The sequence below is a fragment of the Aquibium microcysteis genome, from assembly GCF_014495845.1.
Classification (GTDB): domain Bacteria; phylum Pseudomonadota; class Alphaproteobacteria; order Rhizobiales; family Rhizobiaceae; genus Aquibium; species Aquibium microcysteis.
On sequence record NZ_CP061080.1, the window covers coordinates 4865557 to 4888414 of the forward strand.

The 22858-nt window shown below is 67.5% G+C and carries 22 protein-coding genes; 9 read left to right on the forward strand and 13 right to left on the reverse strand.

What is annotated here, in order from left to right; all coding sequences use genetic code 11:
- Positions 1 to 123 precede the first annotated feature (123 nt).
- The 4 genes from IAI54_RS22955 to IAI54_RS22970 form a co-directional block, all read right to left on the reverse strand.
- Entirely contained in the window at positions 124 to 969 is an 846-nt protein-coding gene (locus tag IAI54_RS22955) for an aldo/keto reductase (protein ID WP_420838318.1), read from the reverse strand.
- Positions 970 to 1088: 119 nt separating this feature from the next.
- Positions 1089 to 1391: a hypothetical protein gene (locus tag IAI54_RS22960; RefSeq protein WP_187969386.1), complete on the reverse strand. Its 303-nt coding sequence runs from the start codon at positions 1389 to 1391 to the stop codon at positions 1089 to 1091.
- A gap of 173 nt (positions 1392 to 1564) precedes the next feature.
- Complete coding sequence (pheT, locus tag IAI54_RS22965) at positions 1565 to 4057, reverse strand: phenylalanine--tRNA ligase subunit beta (RefSeq protein WP_187969387.1); 2493 nt, start codon at positions 4055 to 4057, stop codon at positions 1565 to 1567.
- Positions 4054 to 4491 (reverse strand): GFA family protein, encoded by a 438-nt coding sequence (locus IAI54_RS22970; RefSeq protein ID WP_420838246.1) that lies wholly within the window; start codon positions 4489 to 4491, stop codon positions 4054 to 4056. Before IAI54_RS22970 ends, pheT begins: the two co-directional genes overlap by 4 nt.
- 257 nt (positions 4492 to 4748) lie before the next feature.
- On the opposite strand from IAI54_RS22970, the gene IAI54_RS22975 reads away from it, so the two are divergent.
- The 3 genes from IAI54_RS22975 (at position 4749) to IAI54_RS22985 (ending at position 8425) form a co-directional block, all read left to right on the forward strand.
- Complete coding sequence (locus tag IAI54_RS22975; RefSeq protein WP_210321165.1) at positions 4749 to 6287, forward strand: PRC-barrel domain-containing protein; 1539 nt, start codon at positions 4749 to 4751, stop codon at positions 6285 to 6287.
- Positions 6288 to 6398: 111 nt separating this feature from the next.
- Complete coding sequence (locus tag IAI54_RS22980; RefSeq protein WP_187969389.1) at positions 6399 to 6872, forward strand: DUF421 domain-containing protein; 474 nt, start codon at positions 6399 to 6401, stop codon at positions 6870 to 6872.
- Positions 6873 to 6949: 77 nt separating this feature from the next.
- Positions 6950 to 8425 (forward strand): phospholipase D-like domain-containing protein, encoded by a 1476-nt coding sequence (locus IAI54_RS22985; RefSeq protein ID WP_235679150.1) that lies wholly within the window; start codon positions 6950 to 6952, stop codon positions 8423 to 8425.
- A gap of 36 nt (positions 8426 to 8461) precedes the next feature.
- Here IAI54_RS22985 and IAI54_RS22990 read toward each other — a convergent pair whose 3' ends face one another.
- Positions 8462 to 9118: a cytochrome c oxidase assembly protein gene (locus IAI54_RS22990; RefSeq protein ID WP_210321166.1), complete on the reverse strand. Its 657-nt coding sequence runs from the start codon at positions 9116 to 9118 to the stop codon at positions 8462 to 8464.
- Between the two features lie 156 nt (positions 9119 to 9274).
- On the opposite strand from IAI54_RS22990, the gene IAI54_RS22995 reads away from it, so the two are divergent.
- The gene (locus tag IAI54_RS22995; protein ID WP_187973405.1) at positions 9275 to 9466 is read left to right on the forward strand and encodes a hypothetical protein; all 192 of its coding nucleotides are present in this window, start codon (positions 9275 to 9277) and stop codon (positions 9464 to 9466) included.
- Here the strand turns inward: IAI54_RS22995 and IAI54_RS23000 are convergent, their stop codons facing one another.
- Positions 9467 to 9859, reverse strand: a complete 393-nt coding sequence (locus IAI54_RS23000) for a hypothetical protein (protein WP_187969390.1) — start codon at positions 9857 to 9859, stop codon at positions 9467 to 9469. It abuts the gene before it with no gap.
- A gap of 164 nt (positions 9860 to 10023) precedes the next feature.
- On the opposite strand from IAI54_RS23000, the gene IAI54_RS23005 reads away from it, so the two are divergent.
- Entirely contained in the window at positions 10024 to 10284 is a 261-nt protein-coding gene (locus IAI54_RS23005; protein WP_187973318.1) for a hypothetical protein, read from the forward strand.
- Between the two features lie 85 nt (positions 10285 to 10369).
- On the opposite strand, the gene IAI54_RS23010 is transcribed toward IAI54_RS23005, so the two are convergent.
- The 4 genes from IAI54_RS23010 to malQ form a co-directional block, all read right to left on the reverse strand.
- Positions 10370 to 13045, reverse strand: coding sequence for a membrane-bound PQQ-dependent dehydrogenase, glucose/quinate/shikimate family (locus IAI54_RS23010; protein ID WP_187969391.1), 2676 nt, complete (start codon positions 13043 to 13045; stop codon positions 10370 to 10372).
- A 130-nt stretch (positions 13046 to 13175) separates the two neighbouring features.
- Positions 13176 to 13418 carry a hypothetical protein gene (locus IAI54_RS23015; protein WP_187969392.1) on the reverse strand — a complete coding sequence of 81 codons (243 nt, stop codon included), beginning with the start codon at positions 13416 to 13418 and terminating at the stop codon, positions 13176 to 13178.
- Between the two features lie 90 nt (positions 13419 to 13508).
- On the reverse strand, positions 13509 to 16169 hold the full coding sequence (gene treY, locus IAI54_RS23020) for a malto-oligosyltrehalose synthase (protein ID WP_187969393.1): 2661 nt from the start codon (positions 16167 to 16169) through the stop codon (positions 13509 to 13511).
- Positions 16170 to 16201: 32 nt separating this feature from the next.
- Positions 16202 to 18391, reverse strand: coding sequence for a 4-alpha-glucanotransferase (malQ, locus tag IAI54_RS23025; protein WP_235679151.1), 2190 nt, complete (start codon positions 18389 to 18391; stop codon positions 16202 to 16204).
- Here malQ and IAI54_RS23030 point away from each other — a divergent pair.
- The gene (locus IAI54_RS23030; RefSeq protein WP_235679152.1) at positions 18338 to 19240 is read left to right on the forward strand and encodes a mechanosensitive ion channel family protein; all 903 of its coding nucleotides are present in this window, start codon (positions 18338 to 18340) and stop codon (positions 19238 to 19240) included. The genes malQ and IAI54_RS23030 overlap by 54 nt on opposite strands.
- Positions 19215 to 19493 carry a hypothetical protein gene (locus IAI54_RS23035; protein ID WP_187969396.1) on the forward strand — a complete coding sequence of 93 codons (279 nt, stop codon included), beginning with the start codon at positions 19215 to 19217 and terminating at the stop codon, positions 19491 to 19493. The genes IAI54_RS23030 and IAI54_RS23035 overlap by 26 nt, the downstream gene beginning before the upstream one ends.
- A gap of 84 nt (positions 19494 to 19577) precedes the next feature.
- On the opposite strand, the gene IAI54_RS23040 is transcribed toward IAI54_RS23035, so the two are convergent.
- Positions 19578 to 20057, reverse strand: coding sequence for a pyridoxamine 5'-phosphate oxidase family protein (locus tag IAI54_RS23040; RefSeq protein WP_187969397.1), 480 nt, complete (start codon positions 20055 to 20057; stop codon positions 19578 to 19580).
- 175 nt (positions 20058 to 20232) lie between these two features.
- On the opposite strand from IAI54_RS23040, the gene IAI54_RS23045 reads away from it, so the two are divergent.
- On the forward strand, positions 20233 to 20583 hold the full coding sequence (locus IAI54_RS23045) for a hypothetical protein (RefSeq protein WP_187969398.1): 351 nt from the start codon (positions 20233 to 20235) through the stop codon (positions 20581 to 20583).
- Positions 20584 to 20592: 9 nt separating this feature from the next.
- Here IAI54_RS23045 and IAI54_RS23050 read toward each other — a convergent pair whose 3' ends face one another.
- Entirely contained in the window at positions 20593 to 21357 is a 765-nt protein-coding gene (locus IAI54_RS23050; RefSeq protein WP_187969399.1) for a phosphatase PAP2 family protein, read from the reverse strand.
- Positions 21358 to 21422: 65 nt separating this feature from the next.
- Between IAI54_RS23050 and IAI54_RS23055 the strand changes: the two genes are divergently transcribed.
- The gene (locus tag IAI54_RS23055; protein WP_187969400.1) at positions 21423 to 22076 is read left to right on the forward strand and encodes an EF-hand domain-containing protein; all 654 of its coding nucleotides are present in this window, start codon (positions 21423 to 21425) and stop codon (positions 22074 to 22076) included.
- Between the two features lie 120 nt (positions 22077 to 22196).
- Here the strand turns inward: IAI54_RS23055 and IAI54_RS23060 are convergent, their stop codons facing one another.
- Entirely contained in the window at positions 22197 to 22856 is a 660-nt protein-coding gene (locus IAI54_RS23060) for an ABC transporter ATP-binding protein (RefSeq protein ID WP_235679153.1), read from the reverse strand.
- Positions 22857 to 22858: the final 2 nt, after the last annotated feature.

The following is a 22858-nucleotide window of genomic DNA, read 5'->3' on the forward strand; positions in this document are numbered from 1 at the left end:
TGACGATCGCCAGAGGGGCCCGGCCCGCAGACGAGGATATGGTGCAGGGCGCATCAGGATGCAAGACGGCACCGCGCGCTGGCGTGGTTGCCCCGGCTCCACGCAGGGGTCCCGCGGCGGCGGTCAGATCATCTGCAGCGCCATCTTCCGGCGCGGCGGCGGGAACAGGCGATCCAGTTCGGCAAGATCGGCCGCCGACAGCACGAGGTCGGCGGCGGCGCGGTTGGCGCGGACATGCCGTTGCTGCGTGGCCTTGGGAATGGCGATGACGCCGGGACGCGACAGCACGAAGGCCAGCGCCACCTGCGCCGCCGTCGCGCCATGCCGCTCCGCGAGGGCAGAAAGCCGTCGGTCTGCCGCAAGGTCACCCTGCGCCACCGGTGAGTAAGCCATGATGGGAAGTCCGGCTGCCCGAGCCTGCGGCAGGAGGTCGAACTCGATGCCGCGTGTGGCGAGGTTGTAGAGCACCTGGTTGGTCTGCACGGCACTGCCAGCGGGCACGCCGGCGAGCTCGTCCATGTCGTCAGCGTCGAAGTTGCTGACGCCCCAGTGGCGGATCTTGCCTGCCGCCTTCAGCGCCTCGAAGGCCTCCACCGTTTCGGCCAGAGGTATGTTTCCGCGCCAGTGCAGCAGATAGAGGTCGATGCGATCCGTTCCCAGCCGCCGCAGGCTTGCCTCGCAGGCGCGCATCGTGGCCGTGCGGGAGGCGTTGGACGGAAGCACCTTCGAGACGAGGAACAGGTCGTCGCGCCTGCCGGCGATGGCTTCGGCAACGACCGTCTCGGCTCCGCCCGCGGCATACATCTCCGCGGTGTCGATCAGCGTCATGCCAAGGTCGATCCCGGTCCGAAGCGCCGACACCTCGGCGGACCGGCTGCCCTGGTCTTCTCCCATCATCCACGTTCCCTGGCCGAGCACGGGCAAGGTTTCTCCGCAGGGAAGGGTGGTTCGGGCGATCGGGGTCATGATGCAACTCCATCTGGCCAATCGAGGCGGGAGGGAGGTGATCCGCCGGCCCGACACCGAGGCTGGACGGGGTGCGGAACGCCGCAGCCGGGGGCGCGCGTCGCGCGCGCCCCCGGAAGAGCTCATTCGTCTTCGTCGTCGAACTCGTCGTCGAACTGGTCGACCATCACCAGGAAGACGACACTCGCGCCGTCCTCGTCCTCGTCATCCTCGTCCGCTTCGAGGCTGTCGTCGAAGAGGTCTTCCTCGTCCTCGGTCGCCGGGCGGATGGTGAAGGGCGACTTGCCGTTCCAAACCGGCTTGCCGTCGGTCGTGAACTCCGCGAGATCGGCCTTGAAATCCTCGCTGTCGAAGATTTCCCGGGCTTCAGCCTCGTCGGCATCGGTCATTGCGACGGCAACGCCGTCGATTTCGAGCGTGAACATGTCCTGGAACTCCTGTCGGCTGACTGCCAGCCTAACGCGCGGGAGCGCATCCGGCTCCCTTCTGCGCAGACCCTTCCTCCGAAGGCCGGGCTCTTGTCAATGGCCTGCGTGCGGACACTGGGGACGGCCGGAAGCCGGCAAACGTCGCCGCGGTGGCCGCGGCGACGTTTGCCTCATCCCCGCAGCACGCCGCCGGTCTGCTTCTTCACGTTCTCGACGATCCGGCCGGCGAGCGCCTCGAAATCCTCGTCGGTCAGCGTCTTGTCGACCGGCTGGATCGATACCTCGATGGCGATCGACTTGCGGCCCTCGCCGAGCGAGGCGCCTTCGAACACGTCGAACACCGTCACGCCGGTGATCAGCTTCCTGTCGGCCGCGAGCGCCGCCTTGGTCAGCGTGCCGGCCTCCACGGCCTTGTCCACCACGAAGGCGAAGTCGCGACGCACCGCCTGGAAGGGCGACAGATCCAGACGCGGCTTGGTGCGGGTGGCGCGCGCCTTCGGCTCCGGAACGGCGTCGACGTAAACCTCGAAGCCGCAGAGCGGCCCCGACACGTCGAGCGCCTCCAGCGTGCGCGGGTGGAACTCGCCGAAGGTGGCGAGCACCACCTTCGGGCCGAGCTTGATCGTGCCGGAGCGGCCGGGGTGATACCAGGCCGGTCCGCCGGGCTCGACCTGCAGCTTGTCCACCGGCGCGCCGCAGGCTTCCAGCGCGGCCAGCGCGTCTGCCTTGGCGTCGAACACACCGACGGCCGCCGCATGGCCGGACCAGGCGCGGCCGGAGCCGTCCACGCGCGCGGTGCCGCGGCGCACGCCGGCCGCCACGCGCCGCTGCTGGTTGGCGCCGTCGCCCTCGTAGGTGCCCGACACCTCGAACAGCGCCACGTCGGCGAAGCCGCGATCGGCATTGCGCTGCGCCGCCGCGAGCAGGCCGGGCAGCAGCGAGGGCCGCATGTCCGACATGTCGGCGGCGATCGGGTTGGCGAGCTTCAGCGCCTCCTGTCCGCCACCGAACAATTCGGCGTGCCTGGCGGGAATGAATGACCAGGTGACGGCCTCCATCATCCCGCGCACCGCGAGCGCCCGCCGCGCCGCGCGGGTGCGGACCTGCAGCGTGGTCAGGATGCGGCCGTTGACGGCGTCGTGCGACACCATCGGCTGCGGCGCGATCTTCTCGACGCCGTGGATGCGCATCACCTCCTCGACGAGATCCGCCTTGCCCTCCACGTCCGGCCGCCAGGACGGGACCGTCACCTCGAATGCGCCCTTGCGGCGAACGTTGCGCATGTTGTCGGCCGACAGGTAGCTCAGCGTCGAGCCGGCGTTGCGCGGACCGTCGGAGATATCCATGCCGAACACGTCGGCCACGCCGAAACCGAGTCGCTCCAGGATGTCGCGCGCCTCCTCGGCCGGCACCTCTATGCCGGTCAGCCGAGTCACTTCCGAAACCGGGAAGGCGATCGTCTTCGCGGTATGGCCCGCGTAGCCGACGACCCGCTCCGTCGATGCCTCGCCGCCGCAGAGATCCAGAACCATGCGGGTGGCGAGTTCCAGGCCTGCACCCATGAATTCGTGGTCGACGCCGCGCTCGAAGCGGTAGCGTGCATCGGTGATGATGCCGAGCTCGCGGCCGGTGCGCGCAATGTTGAGCGGATTCCAAAGCGCCGATTCGATCAGCACGTCGGTGGTGGTCTCGTCGCAGCCCGAATGCTCGCCGCCCATGATGCCGGCGATGGACTCAACGCCATTGTCGTCGGCGATGACGCACATTTCCGGTGTCAGCGTGTACTGGCGCCCGTCGAGCGCCAGCACTTTTTCGCCGTCGCGGGCGCGCCGCACCACGAGGTCGCCCTTCACCTTGGCGGCGTCGAAGACGTGCAGCGGCCGGCCGCGGTCGAAGGTGATGTAGTTTGTGATGTCCACCAGCGCGTTGATCGGGCGCAGGCCGATCGCCATCAGCCGCTGCTGCATCCACTTCGGCGACGGCCCGTTCCTGACGCCGCGCACCAGCCGCAGAGCGAAGCCGGGGCAGAGGTCGTCCGCTTCGATCGTCACCTTCACCGGGCAGTCGCCGGCACCGCCGACGGGCTCGACCGCGCCGGTCCTGAGCGTGCCGAGGCCTGCCGCTGCAAGGTCGCGCGCGATGCCGTGCACGCCGGTCGCGTCCGGCCGGTTGGGCGTCAGGTTGATCTCGATGACGGGATCGTCGAGCTTCGCCCAGGCGGCGAAGGACTGGCCCACCGGCGCGTCGTCCGGCAGGTCGATGATGCCGTCATGCTCGTCCGACAGCATCAGCTCGCGCTCCGAGCACATCATGCCTCGGCTCTCCACGCCGCGGATCTTGCCGACCGAGAGCGTCACGTCGATGCCGGGCACGTAGGTTCCCGGCGCGGCGAAGGCGCCGATCAGCCCGGCGCGCGCATTGGGCGCGCCGCACACCACCTGAATCGGCTGGCCAGCGCCGGTGTCCACCGTCAGAACCCGCAGTTTGTCGGCGTCGGGGTGTTTCTCAGCCGTCAGCACCTTGGCGATGACGAAGGGCTTCAGCGCCGCCTTGTCGTCGACATGCTCGACCTCGAGGCCGATCATCGTCAGCCGTTCGCAGATTTCGGCGAGGGACGCCTCGGTCTCGAGGTGATCCTTCAGCCAGGACAGGGTGAATTTCATTGCGGGGATCCTGATCTCTCCACGCTCGACCGCACCAGCCGCGGCAGGTCGTCGGGCATGTGCACGTAGCGCAGTTGTTCGCACACATAGGCGTGCAGGGTCGGTACATAGTCTTCCGGGCGGTCCATCGCGCCGAGCATGAACCAGATCTGGTTCTCCAGTCGTGCGTCGGCATAGGCAATGGGCGAGCCGCAGGTCGCGCAGAAGCTCCGGCTGGCCGCACCGTTCTCGAACAGGCGCGGGTCGCCGATGGTAAATCGCACGTTGTCGGCCGCAAAGCCGACGAAGGCGGAAACGGGCGCACCGGTGGCGCGGCGGCAGTCGGTGCAGTGGCAGTAGCTGATGTGGTGCGGCTCGTCGGAGGCCTCGAAGCGCACGGCTCCGCAGCGGCATCCGCCGGTGTGGGAAACGGTCACGATCGGTTCCGCCTGCATGGTCGTTCCGCTCCGCCGGAAGGCCTCGTTCCGGTCATGTCGTTCAGAGGCGTGCCGCCCGCGCTGCTTCTTTGCGCGTCCCGGCGCGCGGCCTTGTAGCGTGCCGGACCTGCGGCTTCAAGCAAATGAGGCCGACGGCCCGCCAGTCCGCCGTTTTCGGCCACGGTCCTGCCGCAGGACCGACAAACTAAATCGCATCGGCCGGGAACAGTTGGTGGATCGGGCAGTTTGCCAAGGGAGCAGCGTGCCGCGCCGGGGTGAAACGACCCGGGCCGCGGCGACCCCTCCCTCCGCGGGCGGTCAGCGCTCTCTCGCATCCCCAGAAGAACACTTCGAATCCAACGAGAGGACACGAGATGAAGAACCCAACGAAACTTCTCCTTGCTGCGGGCCTGATGTGCGGCACCGCTGCCCCGGCCGCCTTGGCACAGGAGGCCAACCAGAATGCAGCCGTCCAGGCCTGCCAGCGTCTGACGCAGATCGTGCAGGAGTACGACGGCCGCTTCCGCGACGAGTGGATCGATCGCGCCAATGACGTGATCTCCAGCGACGGGCGCCTCGAATGTGCGCAATATGTGGCGCAGGCCGAACAGGCGATCGACGAACTCGAGCGCCGCGACCGGATGGCTCAGCAGCAGGGCCAGGGCGGTCAGCTGCAGGCAGGAACCGGCCAGGCGTCCGCCGATCAGGCCGGCACGGCTGCGAACCAGAACCGTCAGGGGAATGCCGCTCAGGCCGACACGGACGTCGATGGCGGCCGCATCGTCGTGAGCCAGCCGGAGCCGCGTGTGCTCGTCGAGCAGGACGCTCCCGAGATCACCTACTCGCAGGATCCCGCGCAGGCCCGGGTCGAGCAGGCCGCACCGCAGATCATCGTGCGTCAGGCCGAGCCGACGGTGCGGGTCCAGATGCCGCGTCCGCAGATCACGATCACGCAGGCCGAGCCGGAGATCATCGTCCGCCTGCCGGAGCCGAACGTGACCGTGGACGTGCCGGAACCCCGGTTCAACGTCTCCCAGTCGCAGCCGGAGGTTCGCGTGAACCAGCCTGAGCCGGAGGTTTCGGTGCAGATGGAGCAGCCCGAGGTCAACGTCCAGGATCAGGACCAGGCCCAGGTGCAGGTCGAACGCGGCCAGGCCGTCGTCCGTCGCGAGGGCGCCGAACAGCAGGCCCGGGTACAGATCGAGCGCGCCCAGCCTCAGGTTCGCTACGAGCGCGCCGAGCCCAACATCGAGTTCGAGATGGAAGGTGAGCCGCAGGTGACCTACAACCGCACCGGCGAGCCGAACGTCCGCGTCGAGCGGATGGGCGATCAGGCGGCGAATCAGCAGGACGAGCAGTCCGGACGGGATCGTCAGTCGCAGGCAAACCAGCAGGCGATGCAGGATCAGCAGGACGATGATCGCACCGCCTCGATCCAGCGGGACCGGATACCGGAGCAGGCCTACGACGCTCTGCGCGGTGATGCCCGGATACAGGGCGCGGCGACCACCATCCGCGTCAGCGAGCTGGTTGACCGCCAGGTGGTGAACGCCCGCGGCGAGCAGCTCGGCCAGGTCGAGCGCGTCGTCGCCAATGGCAACCGCACCTATCTGATCCTTTCGGAAGGCGGCTTTCTGGGCATGGGCGAGCGGGAAGTCGCTCTGCCGCTGGACCGGGTCTCCTCCATCCGTGGTGACGAGCAGCTGGTCCTTCAGGGGCTGAGCGAGGAAGACCTCGAGGCCATGCCGCGCTGGAACGCCGGCAACAGCCAGGAGCTCGGCGAGAACGACGAGGTCGACATCTTCGAGTCCTGATCCCGTGTGGTCGGCTCGAGCCTGAAACATGCCGGAGGCCGTCCGCGGCCTCCGGTTCTCTTTGATGTCGGCTGCGACGCGAGAGGCGGTGCGGTGTGAAGGGAGGTCCGGATGGATTGGTCGCAGATGTTCTTCCAGGGGTGGGAAGGAATCGTCCGCACGATCGTCGTGGGCATGCTGGCCTACGCCTGCCTGGTGCTGTTCCTCCGCATCTCGGGCAAGCGCACCCTGGCGAAGCTCAACGCCTTCGATCTGGTCGTGACGGTCGCGCTCGGCTCCACCCTGTCTTCGATCCTGTTGCAGCAGTCCCTCGGCCTCGCCAGGGGCGCGACAGCGATCGGGCTGCTCATCCTGATGCAGTATCTCGTCACCTTCCTCTCCGTCCGGGCGAGCGGCTTTGCCCGCTTCGTCCGCTCCGAGCCGACGCTGCTCGCCCGCGATGGCCGTTTCTGCCGCGACACGATGCTCCGCCAGCGGATCACCGAGGAAGAGGTGACGAGTGCCGTTCGTTCGAATGGAGTTCGGGGGGTGGAGGCGACACGAGCCGTCATTCTCGAAAGCGATGGGACGATCAGCGTCATCTGACAAGCGTCCTTTCCGCTCGGACGGAAACCCCTTGGCCGGTATCGATGGAACCCGTCGCCCCCAGGCCTGTTGTTGCGATGATGAAACCCTCGCTTTCGCAAGGAAACACGCCGCTTCTGTCTGCCGGCAGCAACTGCTGGCGGGTGGCCCATGCCGACCGCGCGGCGCTCATCGTCGACGCGGCGGACTATTTCCGCGCAGTCAAGGATGCGTTCCTCAAGGCGCGCCATTCCATCTATCTGATAGGCTGGGACTTCGACACCCGCATCAGCTTCGAACCTGAAGGCGCGGAGCTGGAAGGGCCGAACCAGTTGGGACCATGTCTCCGCTGGCTGGTGAAACATCGGCCGGATCTCAACGTCTACATCCTGAAGTGGGACCTCGGTACACTCTTTGCCCTCGGACGCGGCACCACCCCTTTCGCGCTTCTCGGCTGGACGACGAATCGGCGGCTGCACTTCAAGCTGGACCGGATGCATCCGCCTGGTGCGGCGCACCACCAGAAGATCGTCGTCGTGGACGATGTCCTCGCCTTCTGTGGCGGCATCGACATGACCGCGGACCGTTGGGACACCCGTGAGCACCTCGACGAGGATCCCAGACGGGTGCGGCCGAGCGGGCGGTCCTACGGTCCGTGGCATGACGCGACTGCGGCCGTCGACGATGGCGCCGCTCGCGCACTGGGCGATCTTGCTCGGGAGCGCTGGCGGCGGGCGACCGGCGAGGAACTCGAACCACCGCCGCCGAGCCAGGCGGCGATCTGGCCGGCCCGCATCGAACCGACGTTCCGCAACGTGACGCTGGGCATCGCGCGAACCATGCCCGGGGACGACGATACCGATGACGTGCGGGAGGTCGAGCGGCTGACGCTCGACGCGGTGCGCGCCGCCCGACACACCATCTATTGCGAGAGCCAGTACTTCGCGTCGAGGGCCGTCGCAGAGGCCATCGCCTCCCGCCTCGTCGAGAAGGACGGCCCCGAGATCGTCATCATCAATCCCCTGTCGGCTGACGGTTTCCTCGAGGCCGAGGTGATGGATTCGTCGCGCGCGCAGATGTTCGATATCGTCCGGCAGGCGGACATGTACGAGCGGTTCCGCATCTTCACGCCAGTGGCCGAAGGGGGCCGACCGATCTACGTGCACGCCAAGATCCTCGTCGTCGACGACGTCCTGTTCAGGATCGGATCGTCCAACCTGAACAACCGGTCGATGGGATTCGACACGGAATGCGACCTCGTGATCGAAGCCGCGCCGGAGGACGCCGATCTGCGCCGGCGGATCGCAGACGTTGCGGACGATCTTCTGGCAGAGCATCTCGGCTGCGAACCGCAGGTCGTCCGGAAGGCCCGCCTCGACAGGAACGGGTCGCTTATCGCAGCCATCGATGCGTTGCGCGGCAGCGGACGCACGCTGCAGCCTTTCGAGCCCGCGCCGATCAACGCTGCCGAGGAGAAACTGGCCGAGAGCGATGCGCTCGATCCGGAACGGCCGCCGCGGCTCCTGAGATCCCTCCTGTCGTCCCTCCGCTCCCACGCCTCCAACTTTCGCTGAGGCGCGCCCGGGGCCTGACCGGGCGCCGGGGGGCGATCAATCGTCGAGCATTCGCCAGGTCAGCGCCAGCCCGCCCGCAAGGTAGGGCAATCCGCCCAGAACCGCCATCAGGGCTCCCCCCAGCCGCTGGTCGTCCAGCGGGTCGAACCCCCACGCACCCAGGCAGTAGGCGGGGTCGTAGAGAAGACCGGGTGCAAGCGACAGAAGCAGACCCAGCATGGCCATGTGCATGAAGGTGAAGAGCATGGCAAAGACGCTGACGCCGGCCATCGCACGGCTTCTGCCGGCAAGGGCGGTCACCCAGATCAGCAGGCCTGCACAGAAGAAGCTCGCCTGCTGGGCCACGAAGGCGGGAAGCCGCGCCGCCGCGGCCTCGTGCAGCACGGGTGCGTGCCAGCCCCAGACGACCAGCATCTCGAACAAGGAAGCGCCGAGCGCCCAGGCGACCGGATGACGGACCGCCCTGTCGCGCGATAGCCCGATCAACCCCAGCGCAATCAGCGGAGCGGCCACCACCGTGACCCCCAGGTGCAGGACCATGTGCGGGGAAAAGGCGCGACGCGCCATTTCGGGCAGCGGTCCGAGCCACAGCATCGCGAGCAGGAGTAGCCCGCTGCCGAGCAGGAGCCTCGCGCCGCGCTCCGAGACCATCGTCGCGCTCACGGGATGATCGGCGCGTGTCTGCCGGGTCATCCGGTTTTTTCCCCCACACGGGTGTCCTGTGTTGCGACCAAACGACATGCCGCAGGCAAAACGCTTTTGCGGATCAGGGCGATCTCGCGAAAGTGATGGGTTTTCGATTGCATCCCTATCAAATGACAATAGGGAGACGGCGGGAATCGTGCCCCTATGACGGGATCGGGTGAAATGAAGCCAGCGGACCAGAACCCGGATGCTTCCGGACTGCCGGAGGAGTTGCGGGCACTCCTGGAAGAGATCGAAGGGGAGCCTGTCCCGGAAAAGCTTCTGGATCTGGCCATCCGGCTCCAGGAGAAGCTTCGGGACCGGCGCGATGTTTCCAGTCCGGAACCGGCGGCCTGACTAGTCCCCGAAGCGGCCACGCGTGCGATCCATCCCTTCGTCGATCGCACGTTCGGCCTCGTCATCGGGAAGCGCTTCATCGGGGTACTGAAAAGGGTTGTCCTGCTCTTCCTCGAGCGACTGGAGACCCTCGATCTCCCCGCTTTCCCCGGTGACCTCCGCCGCAGGGAGGATCTGCGGCTCCACCTCCGTCGCGTCCTTCAACCGTGCGGCGGCCGCGTGCAGCAGCATGACCTTGGCTTTCGCGACGAGTTCCTGCTCGATCGTCGCGCCGCCATCGTGATGATGGGCGATGGTGACCGCCACCTCGTCGCCGCCTTCGCCAATGAAGCGGACGAGAGACACGTCCTCCGCCCCGGCGGCCGGCGTGATCCTGATGTCGATGATCTGCATGTTCGACCTCCTTGGTCCGGGTGCTAACGAAGCCGGACGTGATTCGTTCGCCGGGTGATGGGGAAGTCGTCGCGCCTGACCGGTTCTGTCGAACTCCGGACCGCCGGATGGAACAGGTCGCGGCGTGCGTGGTTCTGGAGCCGCAACCAGATGGAGCACCTGCCATGAGCGAAGCAAGGACGACCACCAGTCACGACGAAATCCGCGAATGGGCGGAAGCACGCGACGGTCACCCGGCGATGGTCGAAACGAAGGGGAAGGGTGGCATCCTGCGCATCGATTTCGGCGAGCCGGAAGATGGCCTCGAGCAGATCGAGTGGGACGAGTTCTTCCGGATATTCGAGGAGAATGATCTCGCCTTCCTTTGCCAGGACGAGGTGAAGGGAGGGAAGACCAGCCGGTTCAACAAGTTCGTCGCGCGCTGAAGCACGAAACACGGACACCCCGGCATACGTCGAACCGGCCTTCACGCAGGCCGGTTCTTTTTCTTCGCGGTTTCACCTCGTGCCGTCACGGCTGTCTGTTGCCGGCCGGCAGCGACCAGGCCATCACCGAGTCGCCGATGGGCGTCTCCATGAAATGGTGCCCGCCCGCCATGATGGCGACGTACTGGACACCATCGACGGCATAGGTGATCGGCGTGGCCTGCCCGCCCGCGGGAAGAACCGTGTCCCACAGCGTCTCTCCGGTTTCCACGTCGATCGCCTTGAACAGGTTGTCCGTGGTCGCGGCGATGAACATCAGGCCTCCGGCCGTGATGACGCCCCCGGCGTTGTTCGGCGTGCCGATCACGAAGGGCAGGCGCGACGGAATGCCGAAAGGACCATTCGAGCGGGCGGTACCGAAGGGTCGATCCCAGATCGTCTCGCCGGTGGCGAGGTCGATCGCCCGGATTCCGCCATAGGGCGGCTGCTTGCACATCATGCCGGTGAAGGGCACGCGCCAGCCGGCATTGACGTCGATGCCGTAGGGCACGCCGCCCTGCGGCGACAGGCTGTCCGGCGCGTCCGGATCGGTCTCCTCGGCCGCCGAGATCGGACGGACGCCGAGTTCCTCGATCCGCTCGCGTGGAACGAGCTGGTTGTAGTTCGGCATGTCGTTGTAGTTGGCGATGATCATCCCGCGCACCGGATCGACTGCGATGCCGCCCCAGTCGGAGCCGCCATTGTAGCCGGGGTACTGGATCCAGGGGCGATCCACGGAGGGGGGCGTGTAGATGCCGTCATAGTTCGCCCGGCGGAACTGGATGCGGCACCACAGCTGGTCGAGCGGCGACATGCCCCACATGTCGCGCTCGGTCAGGTCGCGCTTCGCCAGGGTGTGGTAGGCCGAAAACGGCTGTGTGGGAGAGAGATTCTCGGGTTCGACGCCTCCGGCGGGCACCGGCCGCTCCTCCACCGGGAAGAGCGTTTCGCCGGTCTCCCGGTTCAGCACGTACATGTCGCCCTGCTTCGACGGCAGCACGATCGCGGGCACGGTGCGGTCACCCGCCGGCAGATCGACGAGCGTGCCCTGCGAGCCGAGATCGTAGTCCCAGACATCGTAGCGCACGGTCTGGAAATGCCACGCCGGTTTGCCGGTGGTCACGTCCAGCGCCACCAGGGACGTGGCATATTCGTTCGAGAGATCACGGCGGTCCGCGCCGTAGTAGTCCACCGCCGAGTTGCCGAGCGGCAGGTAGACGAGGCCCAGCTCGTCGTCGCCGCTGGCGATCGTCCACATGTTGGGTGTGCCGCGCGTATAGGTCTCTCCTTCCGGCGGCAGGCCGTCGAGGTTCGGATTGGCGAGGTCCCACGCCCAGCGCAGTTCCCCCGTCACGGCATCGTAGCCCCTCACGACGCCTGAAGGGGCATCGCGGTGCTGGTTGTCGAGAACCTGGTGGCCGATGACGACGACCCCGCGAACGATGGTCGGTGGCGAGGTGACCGAGAAGAAGCCCGGCACCGAATCGCCGATCCCTTCGAGGAGGTTCACCTGTCCCTGTTCGCCGAAATCCTGGCAGGGCAGGCCGGTCTGTGCATCCACCGCCACGAGGCGAGCATCCAGGGTTCCCTCGATCACGCGCGTCGCACAGGCCTGTTCGGGCCTTTCGCCGGGGATGGCGTAATAGGCGACACCGCGGCAACTCGCGCTATAGGGGATTGCATCCGTCGATACTCCCGCGTCGAAGCGCCAGATTTCGCGGCCGGTATCGGCATCGAGCGCGATCAGGTCGTTCATGGCCGAGCAGAGATACATGGTGCCGTCGATGACGAGCGGTGTCGTTTCCGCTGCGTAGGCGCCTTCACTGCCGTCACCCTCCCGGGGCAGGGCGCCCGTATGATATTCCCACACCTGCTCCAGCTGCGAGACGTTCTCCTTCGTGATCTGGTCGAGCGGCGAATAGCGCTGGGCTTCGTGCGTGCCCCCGTAGGCAGGCCAGTTCTCGCCCGTTTCCAGCATCGTCATGGGGTCGCGCGCCGCCGCGGTCGCCTCTCCCTCGCCGGCACCGCCGACGGAATCCTCTGCTTCGCCCTCCACAGCATCCGTCGGGCCCGCCGTGTCGCCCGGCGCCGGCCCGGCCTGCCCCTCGGTTTCGTTCGTGGCGGGAGCGGCCGGCACGGCAGGAAGCGTACCCGAAGTGATCGGTGCCTGTTCCTGGGGATCGGCGGGAGCGATCGGCGAGGGCGTTCCCTCCTGGGCCTGATCGGGCGGTGGCAGCGGGCCGGTGTCGTCCTGCGCGGCGGCCGGAGCTGGGCCGCTCAATGGCCACGCGGCGGCGGCGGCGAGGCCCACGAGCATCGCTGCGGCTGCGCCGCGCACCCCCGCGTGATGGCGGTGCAGCCGCCGGTCCCGCTTGAACAGGACCGGCAGGCAGAGGAGCACGAGGATGAGAAGCACGGTCGGCGCCACGATGCGGGGCACCTGCGCCCACCAGTCGACCCCGACCTCCCAGAATGCCCAGATCAGCGTAGCGACCCAGGTCACGAGATAGGCCGATACCCCCGCCAGCGACTGGCGCGCGAGAAGCAGGCCGGACACGATGAGCCCGATGCCGGCGAAGAGGTAGTACCAGGAGCCGCCGAGCGTCGCGAGCCACGTTCCGCCCGCTGCGAGCACGAGGCCGAGCAGAGCGAGGACCACACCCAGGACGACGGTGTACCAGTAGCCGAACCCTCGTCCCGATGAAGTCTCGTGCCTGGCCATCGTCTTCTCCCTCGTCGCTACCCGGCAGTTTCGCCACCTCCCGGGCAGCAAGAAACCGTGATTGCCGGCACCGCTTTCCAGCGCCGGTCCATGGGCTCAACACCTCAAATGACAGATTGTTCCTGCGGCATCAGTCCTTGCCGCGGGTCGCGCCCTTGTTCATCTCGCTCTCGGCGCGAACCTCCTTGTCCATCTTCCGGAAGCTCTCTTTCACGCTGACGTCGGGGTCTCGCTTGCCTTCGGGCATGGCATGCCGCTGGTTGCGCACATTGCCCTGATCGTCGCCCTGCAGGCTGTTCCGCCCCATCCGGTCCTGCGCCAGGTCTACCTCGGAAAGGTCTGCGGGTTTGCGTTCCTTGCGTTCGTCGGCCATGTGCATCTCCTGTGGTTCTGAAGTCGAACGGCGGCGGACGTCGCGGGTTCCCTTCGTGCCGCTCCGGGCGTCGGGGCCGGCCGTGAGAGATCAGCGCGCCAGGAGCGCGACCGGTCGGTGCGCCAGGAGCGCGCGGAGCGTCAGGCCATCTGCGGAGTGGTTCCCTCCCGAGAGAATGTCGTGCAGGTGCACGCCGGAGATGCCGGGGGCGGGGGAGACCCGGGTATCGCCCCACCATGACGAAGGCACCCGACCCGTGCTGGGATCGATGCCGCCGAGCACCAGTCGAGACGCCACGGTGACTGCGATGCTCTCGCCGGCCTGCCGCGCGAAGGCCACCGCGTGGCGCGCGCGCGCGCCCTCGATCGCCAGCGGGATGTAGCGGCCGCTCGAGAAGAGATCCGGCCGCTGGCCGCGCCACCGGAGAACGGCCGCGATCAGGTCCTGTTTCTCCCGTTCGAAAGCGCTGGGCTGCGCCCCGGCGGCAGCTCCATCCGCATCCCGCTGATCAAGCCTGTCGGCGAGGGTCGAGAAATCGACAGGCTGACGGTTGTCCGGGTCGACGAGGCTGAAGTCGCCGCATTCGCTGCCCTGGTAGACGTCCGGCACCCCGGGCGCCGTCAGCTTGACCAGCGTCTGGCTCAGGCTGTTGATGCGCCCGGCGGCGGCAAAGGGGTGGAGGGTGGTGGTGAAGTCGTCGTGGAAGCTGCGATTGGCGGGATCGAGCAGCCGTTGCGCATAGGCCGCGACCGCCGCCTCGTAATCGGTCTGCTCGTCCGTCCAGGAGGTGCGGGTCTTGGCCTCGCGCAGGGATTTCTCCAGATAGGGAAGGAAACGAGTCTGGAGGGAGCCGAGTGCTTCCGCCGACGGCGTCAGCCCGTCACCCGGCCAGACGCCGGCCAGCGCCTGATAGACCAGCCATTCCGTCGCCGGCTCCGGCGCAGGGCCGTCAGGAAGCACGACGACGGCGTCACGGTGCAGGCCGCGCCAGCGGTCCACCGCCTCTCCCCACGCCGCGGGTGCTTCCGACAGGGCGTAGAGCCGCGCACGGGCGTCCTCGCCGCGCTTGGTATCGTGGGTCGCGGTCCCCAGCAGCGACTGGTCGCCGCGCTCGGCTGCGCGGCCGAGCCGCGCGTGGAACCGCGCGATGCTGCCGGACCGCCGAACGGGATCGCAGCCGACCTCGTTGACGGCGATCAGCCTGTTGTAGCGATAGAACACGGTATCCTCGACCGCCTTCGCCATCACCGGTCCCGACAGTTGCTGCAGTTTCTCGCGGAAGATCCGGGCCGTCTCTTCCGTTCCGGGCGTCACGTCGCCGACCAGCAGCCGCTCCACCAGTTCCACCGGCCGTCGCCGGCCGGCACCGAGTCTGTCGATCGCTTCCCGGGCGGCCCGATGCACGATGTCCCGATCCTGGGGAGCCATGCCGTCTCGCGTGCCGTAGGTGCGATAGACGCGGATGGCGACGATGACCGCCGCAATCGCTTCGCCGAACACCTCCTCCGCGATACGCTCTCCGGCCTGTGCGATCGTCTTGCTGGCAAGGCGGGCGAGCGTCGCGAGCTCGCCTGCGAAATTGTGGGTGAGCGTCCGCTGCCGCGCTGCCTGGATCATTGCCTCGGCGTCGGGCCTTTCGCCGAGCGTGCGTGCGTGCGCGTCATCGAGCGCCGTGGTCCCAGTCTCGTCGACGAAGAGGTCGACGAGACTGTCGATGAACTCGTAACCGGTCGTTCCGTCCACCGGCCAGTCCGGCGGCAGCGTCTCGTCCCCCTCGAGGATCTTCTCGACCACGAAGTACACATCCGGCCCGATGGCGGCCCGCAGCCGCTTCAGATAGCCGGCCGGGTCGGCGAGCCCGTCGACATGGTCGATCCGCAGTCCGTCCACCAGCCCCTTTTGCACCAGGTCCAGCACAAGCCGGTGGACGTCGTCGAACACCGCATCGTCTTCGACGCGAACGCCGACCAGTCCGGTGATCTCGAAGAAGCGCCGGTAGCTGAGATGTCGCCGCGCGTCCTTCCAGTACGTCAGCTGGTAGGGCTGTTGGCCGTGGACCCAGTCCACGAAGCCGGGATCGCGGGAGGCCGTCGCCATCTGGCCCGCGAATTCGTCAGCGTCCGACAGGAGAAGCTGCATCCGCTCATGGAAGGCCGTGCCACCGTCGGGTGTCGCCCGACCTGCCTCCTCCACGATCCTCCGCGCTGCTGCCGCAGGGAACTGCGCCAGAACGCTCTCGTAGCTCGCCGGATGCAGCGGAATCACCAGAGTGCCGAGTGCGAGCCCGATCCACCCGTTCGTCACGTCGATGCCCAGCCGTACCTCTCCGGCCTCCAGTGCTTCGGCATAGGGCCTGCCCAGCATCGGCAGCGTCAGCCGCTCGCTCCAGTCGACGTCGAAATGGCCCGACCATGGCGACTGCCGGCCCCATTCCACCACGCTCAGCCACCAGGGATTGGCGAGGTCCGCAGCCATGTGGTTCGGCACGATGTCGAGGATGAGGCCGATGTCCTGCGCGCGAAGCGCCTTCACCATGCGGTCGAAACCCTCTCTTCCGCCGAGGACCGGATCGAAGGCGCCGTGGTCGGCGACGTCGTAGCCGTGGGTGGAGCCCGGCGCTGCCGTGAAGATCGGCGAGGCATAGAGATGGCTGATGCCGAGACGGGCGAGGTAGGGCGCCAGCGCGGCCGCCCCGTCGAAGGTCATGCCGTTGCGGAACTGCAGGCGATAGGTCGCGCGGGGCAGCGTCATTGGGGTCGATGCCGTTTCTCGGCCGCTGGCCGTCAGGGTCTTGGGCGAATGGCGGCGAGCGCGCCGGTGATCCGGCCGAACCGCTCGTCCTGCGGAAGGTCCTCGAGCGGGACCGGACATTTGAACCGCCAGTTGGGATAGGCGTCGACGGTACCGGGCAGGTTCGTCGGTCGGTCGTCGCCGGAAAGATCCGCCAGTCGCGTTGCCGCCAGCTTGCAAGGCGTGAGCGCGATGAAGCGGTGCATGGCGGCTGCAAAGCCGGCCGGGAGATGGTCGCCGGGCTCTTCCGCTGCTGCGGCGTACCGTCTTGCCTCCTCCGGCGCCAGTGCATCGGACAGCTCGAGCGCCTCGACCAGCGCCATCCGTTCCGCCGCCCGCTCCTCCGTCTGGACGGCTGCCATCTCGGTATCGATGGCGCCGATGCCATGGCGCAGGCGAATGTCGTCGCCGCGCCACCAGGCCCGCAAAGGCGCGAGATCGTGTGTCGACAGGCAGGCGATCGCGAGTTCCGGATAGGCCTGGGCGGGCTTGAAGCGGAAGTCTTCCTTCTCGAAATAGGCGATGCGGTACGACAGGATGCCCCGGGAGGCCATTCGGTCGCGGAAACCCTCCGGCACGACACCCAAATCTTCGCCGATCACCAGCGAGCCGTGCTCGCGGGACAGCCGTGCGAGCACGTCCATCAATTCTCCCGTCGGATAGTCGACATAGGCGCCGTCGGCGGGCGCGTGACCTTCGGGAACGAAGAACAGCCGCTCGAGAGCCATCACATGATCGATCCGCAGCGCACCGCAGAACTGCATGGCAAGCTCCACCGGCTCTGCGAAAGCCGCGCATCCGGTGCTGGCGAGGGTCTTCGGCGACAGAGGCGTCAGGCCCCAGTCCTGGCCATGGGCACTGAAGTAGTCCGGCGGCGCGCCGACCGACTGGCCCACCACATAGGCGTCGCGGTCCGTCCACGTGGCAGATCCGTCCGGTGCCTCGCCGACTGCGAAGTCGAGGTAGAGGCCGATCCGCATGCCGGCGCTGCGAGCGATGGCCGCGGCCTTCTCCAACTGTGCCTCGCACAGCCACTGCAGCCAGCACTGGAAGCGAACCTCGTCGGCGTTGTCCCTGGCGAAGGCGGCGACGGCGGCGGAGCGCGGATCGGCGAAGGCCTCGGGCCAACCGCGCCAGCCGCAGCCGAAGCCCTGCGAGACCATTTCCTCGGAAATGGCCTCGAACAGGGCGTGCATCCGCAGCGCTTCGCCGCGACGGGCACAGTAGCGATCGAATGCCGCGGACGCGCCGCCGTCGTCTCGCCAGCCGTCGCGCGACCAGATCTGGCGCAGGGCAGTGATCTTGAGCGCCGCCACCTGCGTGTAGTCGACGGTGGGAAGCGCCGAGAGCGCGCGTGCCTTGGCCGCCACCGGGCCTGACGGCTGGTAACCGGCGACCGCGTCCACAGCGATGTACAGCGGGTTGAGAAATCGCCGGTTCGAAGGAGAAAACGGGCTGCAACGGTGTGGTTCGGCAAGGAACAGCGCGTGCAGCGGGTTGAGCCCGACGAAATCGGCCCCGGCCTCCGCAGCGATGTCGCAGAACGTAGCGAGATCTGCGAAGTCGCCGATCCCCCAGTTGCGGCGCGACCGCAACTCGTAGAGCTGCAGTGAAATGCCCCAGACGCGCGTGTCCGCCAGCCATTCGGGCATATGACAGCTGTGGCCGGAGGAACTGGACCAGGCGGAGCTCTCTGGCGCGGACTTCATGCTTGCCTTGATCTCCGGGATCGCTGGGAGGGCGCCTTCAGCCGATTGGGCATCTGCCGGCAAACCCTCCAGCGCCGCAAAGGTTCCACCTGCGGAGGAACCTCGATGGCCTCGCCACGTTGGAGTGACGACTGACCGCTGGCAGCGGGAGCAGTGCGGATGCCGCTTGTCTTCCCGTGGGCGGCGACAGGAGCGGGCGTGGACATACTGGACCGAGGAACGCACGACATCGGAGCACTGCCCGACTGGGCAGTCGTCCTCATCCTTTTCGGCGTCGCGTTTCTCCTGTCCTGGGCCTTCAGGGTCCTCATCGTGCGTCGGGGCCTGCGTTTCCTCGACCCGCAATCCCTGTTCGTTCGCACCGCGCTGCAGCGGGTCCGGGGGCCTGTCGGCCTCGCCCTTCTCATGGGCGCACTCGCATTGGCCGCCACGCTGTCGCCGCTGACAGAGCGCAGCGTCGACATCGTCCGCCACGTGCTTCTGATCGGCTTCATCCTGCTCGTCTCCTGGACGGCCCGGGTTGTGCTGGATCTCTGGCTGCGCGCCCATCTCAAGCGCTTCAGGATCGACACCGACGACAATCTGCTCGCCCGCAAGCACGTCACGCAGATGCGCATTCTGCTCAGGGTGGCGGACACGGCGATCATCGTCGTCGCGCTCGGTGCCGTCATGATGACCTTCGAAGGCATCCGCCAGTACGGCGTCAGCCTGCTCGCCTCGGCCGGCGCGGCAGGCATCGTCGTCGGCCTCGCCCTGCAGCCGGTGCTCAAGAACCTCTTCGCCGGCATCCAGCTTGCGATCACGCAGCCGATCCGGATCGACGATGCGGTGATCGTCGAGGGAGAGTGGGGCAATGTCGAGGAGATCACCTCCACCTACGTGGTGGTGCGGATCTGGGACCTGCGGCGGCTGATCGTGCCCCTGTCCTACTTCATCGAGAAACCCTTCCAGAACTGGACGCGGGAGGAGGCGAACCTCCTGGGCGTGGTGATGATCTACCTCGATTATCGCGCTCCGGTGGAGGCGATCCGCAGGGAGGTCGAGCGGATCGTCCGCGGGTCAAGGCTATGGGATGGAAACACGGTCGCCGTGCAGGTCACCGATTTCCGCGAGCAGGTGATGGAACTGCGCGTGCTCGCCAGTGCCCGGAATGCCGGTGACGCCTTCACCCTGCGCTGCATCGTCCGCGAGGCCATCGTCGCCTGGCTGCAGGAGAACCACCCGGAGGCGCTGCCGCACCTGCGCATCGTCGACGCGCAGAGCGAAACGGGACGCCCAACGCAACGGAGGACTTCGCATGAACACAGCCAATCTCCAGCTTGAGGGTCTGCTTCTCGCGGTCTCGGCGATAGCCGAGGCGCTGAAGGACAAGCACCTCCTGTCTGAGGCAGAGATCGATGCAGCGCTTGGAAGGGCGGAGGCGGTCGCCGGGTCGGATCCGGGCCGATCGGATCTGGTGTCGCCGGCGAACGTGGCCGCCGTGCTCTTTCCCATCCGCTTCCTGCGGGAGGCCAACGGGTCGAGCGGCGCGTCCTTCTCCCGATTGGCGGCGCAAGTGGCACGCAATGCAGGGTGAACTTCCGGGATCGCCGGCGCGCCACTGCCTGAACGGGTGAGGTCCACGGGCGGCCGCTTCGTCGCAGCCGCCCGTCGATGCGGTCTACATCCGCACCTTCGCGTTGTCGCCCATGTCGGGCCTCGAATCGCTCGCTGCGGCAACCAGCATCTTGGCGAAGCTGACGGCCCGGCCGGGTCCGTCCCAGTACTGGGCGTCTTTCGGCCGGACCTTCAGCACCCGTATGGCCGGATCTTCGGCGTCGTCCCACCACGCCTTGGCGGGTGTCGAGAAAAGCTCCTTGATCTTGCCGCGGTCGTTGCTGATCTCCGCATGCCCGCTCACGGACACGTAGCTGTTGGCTTTGGGATCCGCGAAGGCGAGGCAGACGGCGGGATCGCGGGCGATCTCGTCGTCCTTGTGGCTCGCCGCGTCGGTCAGGAAGTAGACCATCCGCTCGTCATGGTCGACATAGGCCGCCATCGGACGGGAACGTATGTCCTGTCCGTCCGCAGTGGCCAGCATGCACAGTCCAATGTTCTCCATCATGTCCCAGACATGTTTCGCGTCGCCTTGTTCGGCCATCTCGTCGTCTCCGCGGTTGGGGGTGGTTGGTGCCGGGAAACGGCTCGGCACTGCGTTTGTTCCTCCCATATCCACGCGCCCCATATCCACGCGCCCGAGGCGGGAACCATGTCCTCTGCGGCCCCGTTGGGCGGGCAACCCGAAAGCGGGTGAGCTGATACGCGAGGATCCAGGCATGAAACCGAAGCACCGTATTCCAGGCGCCATGATCGCGCTCGCCCTCCTGTTGCCGCTCGCGGCATGCGGGGAAGACGCGCCGACCGATGCTCCCGAATCCACCTTGCTGCCGAACCGCACCGAGGATCGTCTGATCGAAGGCGTGGGACCCCCGGAGCAGGTCGATACCGATCCGACGCCGCAGGCGACGACCGGTGGCGAGATTCCGGGCTATTCACCGGTGGACGAGGGTGAAGGCTCCGATACGACGGATGGCGCCGTCACCGACGAGCAGATGCCTGCGAACCGGACCGTACCCGGCGCCGACGATGCCGCGACGCCCGCGCCGGCTCCGTTGCCGGCGCAGTAGCGCCGATCGTCATCGCGGCGGCGCGTCGGTTGCAGCGGGCATCTCGTCCTCGCCCTCGACCGTTCCGCGCCGCTGCAACCAAAGGGTGACTACCCAGCAACCGATCGCCCATCCGGCCCCCACGCTCCAGCCCGCGAGCACGTCCGTCGGCCAGTGGACGCCGAGATAGACCCGGCTGATCCCGACGAGCACGACGATGAAGATCGCGCACCCGATCAGGTAGGAGCGGCTGCGCCAGCGCGGCTGGACGCGGGCCAGCATCGCCGCCAGCGTCAGATACACCGTGGCCGCCATCATGGAGTGGCCGCTCGGGAAGCTCGCGGTCGAGACGTAGGAGCCGTGCGGAACGAGGTCCGGCCGGGGCCGGTCGATGCCTGCCTTGATCATCTGGCTGATCAGGACGCCGCCCGCGACCGCCACCAGCACCGCCAGCGCCGCGCGTCGTTTCCGCACGAGAAGAAGATAGCCGCAGGCGCCGAGCGCGATCAGGGACAGAACACCGACGCCGCCGAGCGCGGTGAAGTCGCGCATCATCTCCTGCAGCCACGGCGGCCCCAGAGGATCGGCGTGATCCGCGGGATTGCGCAACAGAAGAAGCAGCGCCTCGTCGAGCGCGTCCGTACTCCCTTCCCGCACTTCGTCCGCCAGTTCGAGCAGGACCCAGACAGCGGCGGCCGGCACCATGAGGCCAAGGAGGATCGGCCATTCGCGGGCCGCCAACTGGTGCAGGCCGGAGAGACGGGAGAAGAGGCGTGAGGCGTGAGGCTTGGTCATCTCTCTGGAACAACGCTTTGCACTGCGGGTTCCACTACATCGAGAACCTCTGAAAGGAAGACAGGATGAGTCACACGAAGAGATCGGTCGCCCTCGCGCTGGTCCTCGCGCTGGGAGCCGGCCCCGCAGTGGCGGCCGCCGAGTGGGCCTTCGCCGATATCGATGCCGATGGGAGCGGGGAGGTGTCGCAGGACGAATTCGAGCAGGTAAGCCGCGCGGTCTTCCGCAGTTGGGATGCGGATGCGGACCAGAGGCTGAGCGACGACGAACTCTACCGGGGCATCTTCGTCTCCTGGGACACGGACCAGAACGGTTCGCTCGATGAGGAGGAATACGCGACGGGGTCCAGTACCTGGTTCGCCGACCCCGCGCCCTTTCAGAGCCTCGGCGGGAACGCGACCGTCTCTGCGGACGATTTCGTGCGCGTGATGAGCGAGACGGATGCGATCGAGGGCACCGGCCTCGAGGGGATGCAGTTCACGGAGTTCCACCTCGCTCTGTTCGGCCTCTACGACACCGGCGGCACCGGACGGATCAGCCGGGAGGACTACGCCGCCAAGAGCGGCAGCAAGCTGGTGGGCGGACCGGATACGGTCGGACTCACCGAGACCGGCTCCGGCTCCACGCTGACGTCCGGTCCCGACGGGGCCGCGGGCGAGGACGCCACCGCCGGCAATACGGCGACGCAGGTTCCAGACGGTGGCACCGGCGCGGAGTAGCAACGGGTGAAGTGATCGAAGGCCGGGGGCGTTTGCGGATCCGCCCTCCGGCTTTCGGTGGAAAGGCTCCCGGCGTCCAGCCGGGGGCCTTTCGCATGTCCGAACGAGGGGCGTGGGGCGTCAGGCGAGAACCGAAAAACGCGACGCGAGGTCGGCGCTCATGGCTGCGACCAGGTCGGGCGAGCGTTTCGCACGTTCTGTCGTGACTGGATATTCACCGAGAACCCGACCGGGCCGGGCCGACATCACGATGATCCTGTCGGCGAGCTGCACCGCCTCGCGCAAATTGTGCGTGACCATCAGGGCCGTCGTTGGCCGTGACTGCCAGACGTCGATGAGCAGCTTGCGCAGGTCGGACGCCGTCGCTTCGTCCAGGGATACGAACGGCTCGTCGAGCAGAAGCAGGCCGGGCTGGACGGCGAAGGCGCGCGCCAGCGCCGCCCGCCGCGCGAGTCCGAGCGAGAGTTCGCCGGGGTAGAAGTGCTCGAATCCGGCAAGGCCCATCCGGCTGAAGAGCTCGTCCAGCGGCCGTTCGCGCAGTTCCGCGGGCTGGGCGATACGGACGTTCTCCGTGACCGTCCGCCACGGCAGCAGACGGGGCTCCTGGAATGCGACGCCGATGCGCGCATCCCCGCCGACGCGTTCGACGCGTCCGTCGTAGTCGTGCTCCAGTCCGAGCAGGATGCGCAGGCATGTCGTCTTGCCGCAGCCGGACGGGCCGACGAGGCAGGCGAACTCGCCGTCGGCGATTGCGAACTGCAGGTCCTGGATGGCCAGCAAGG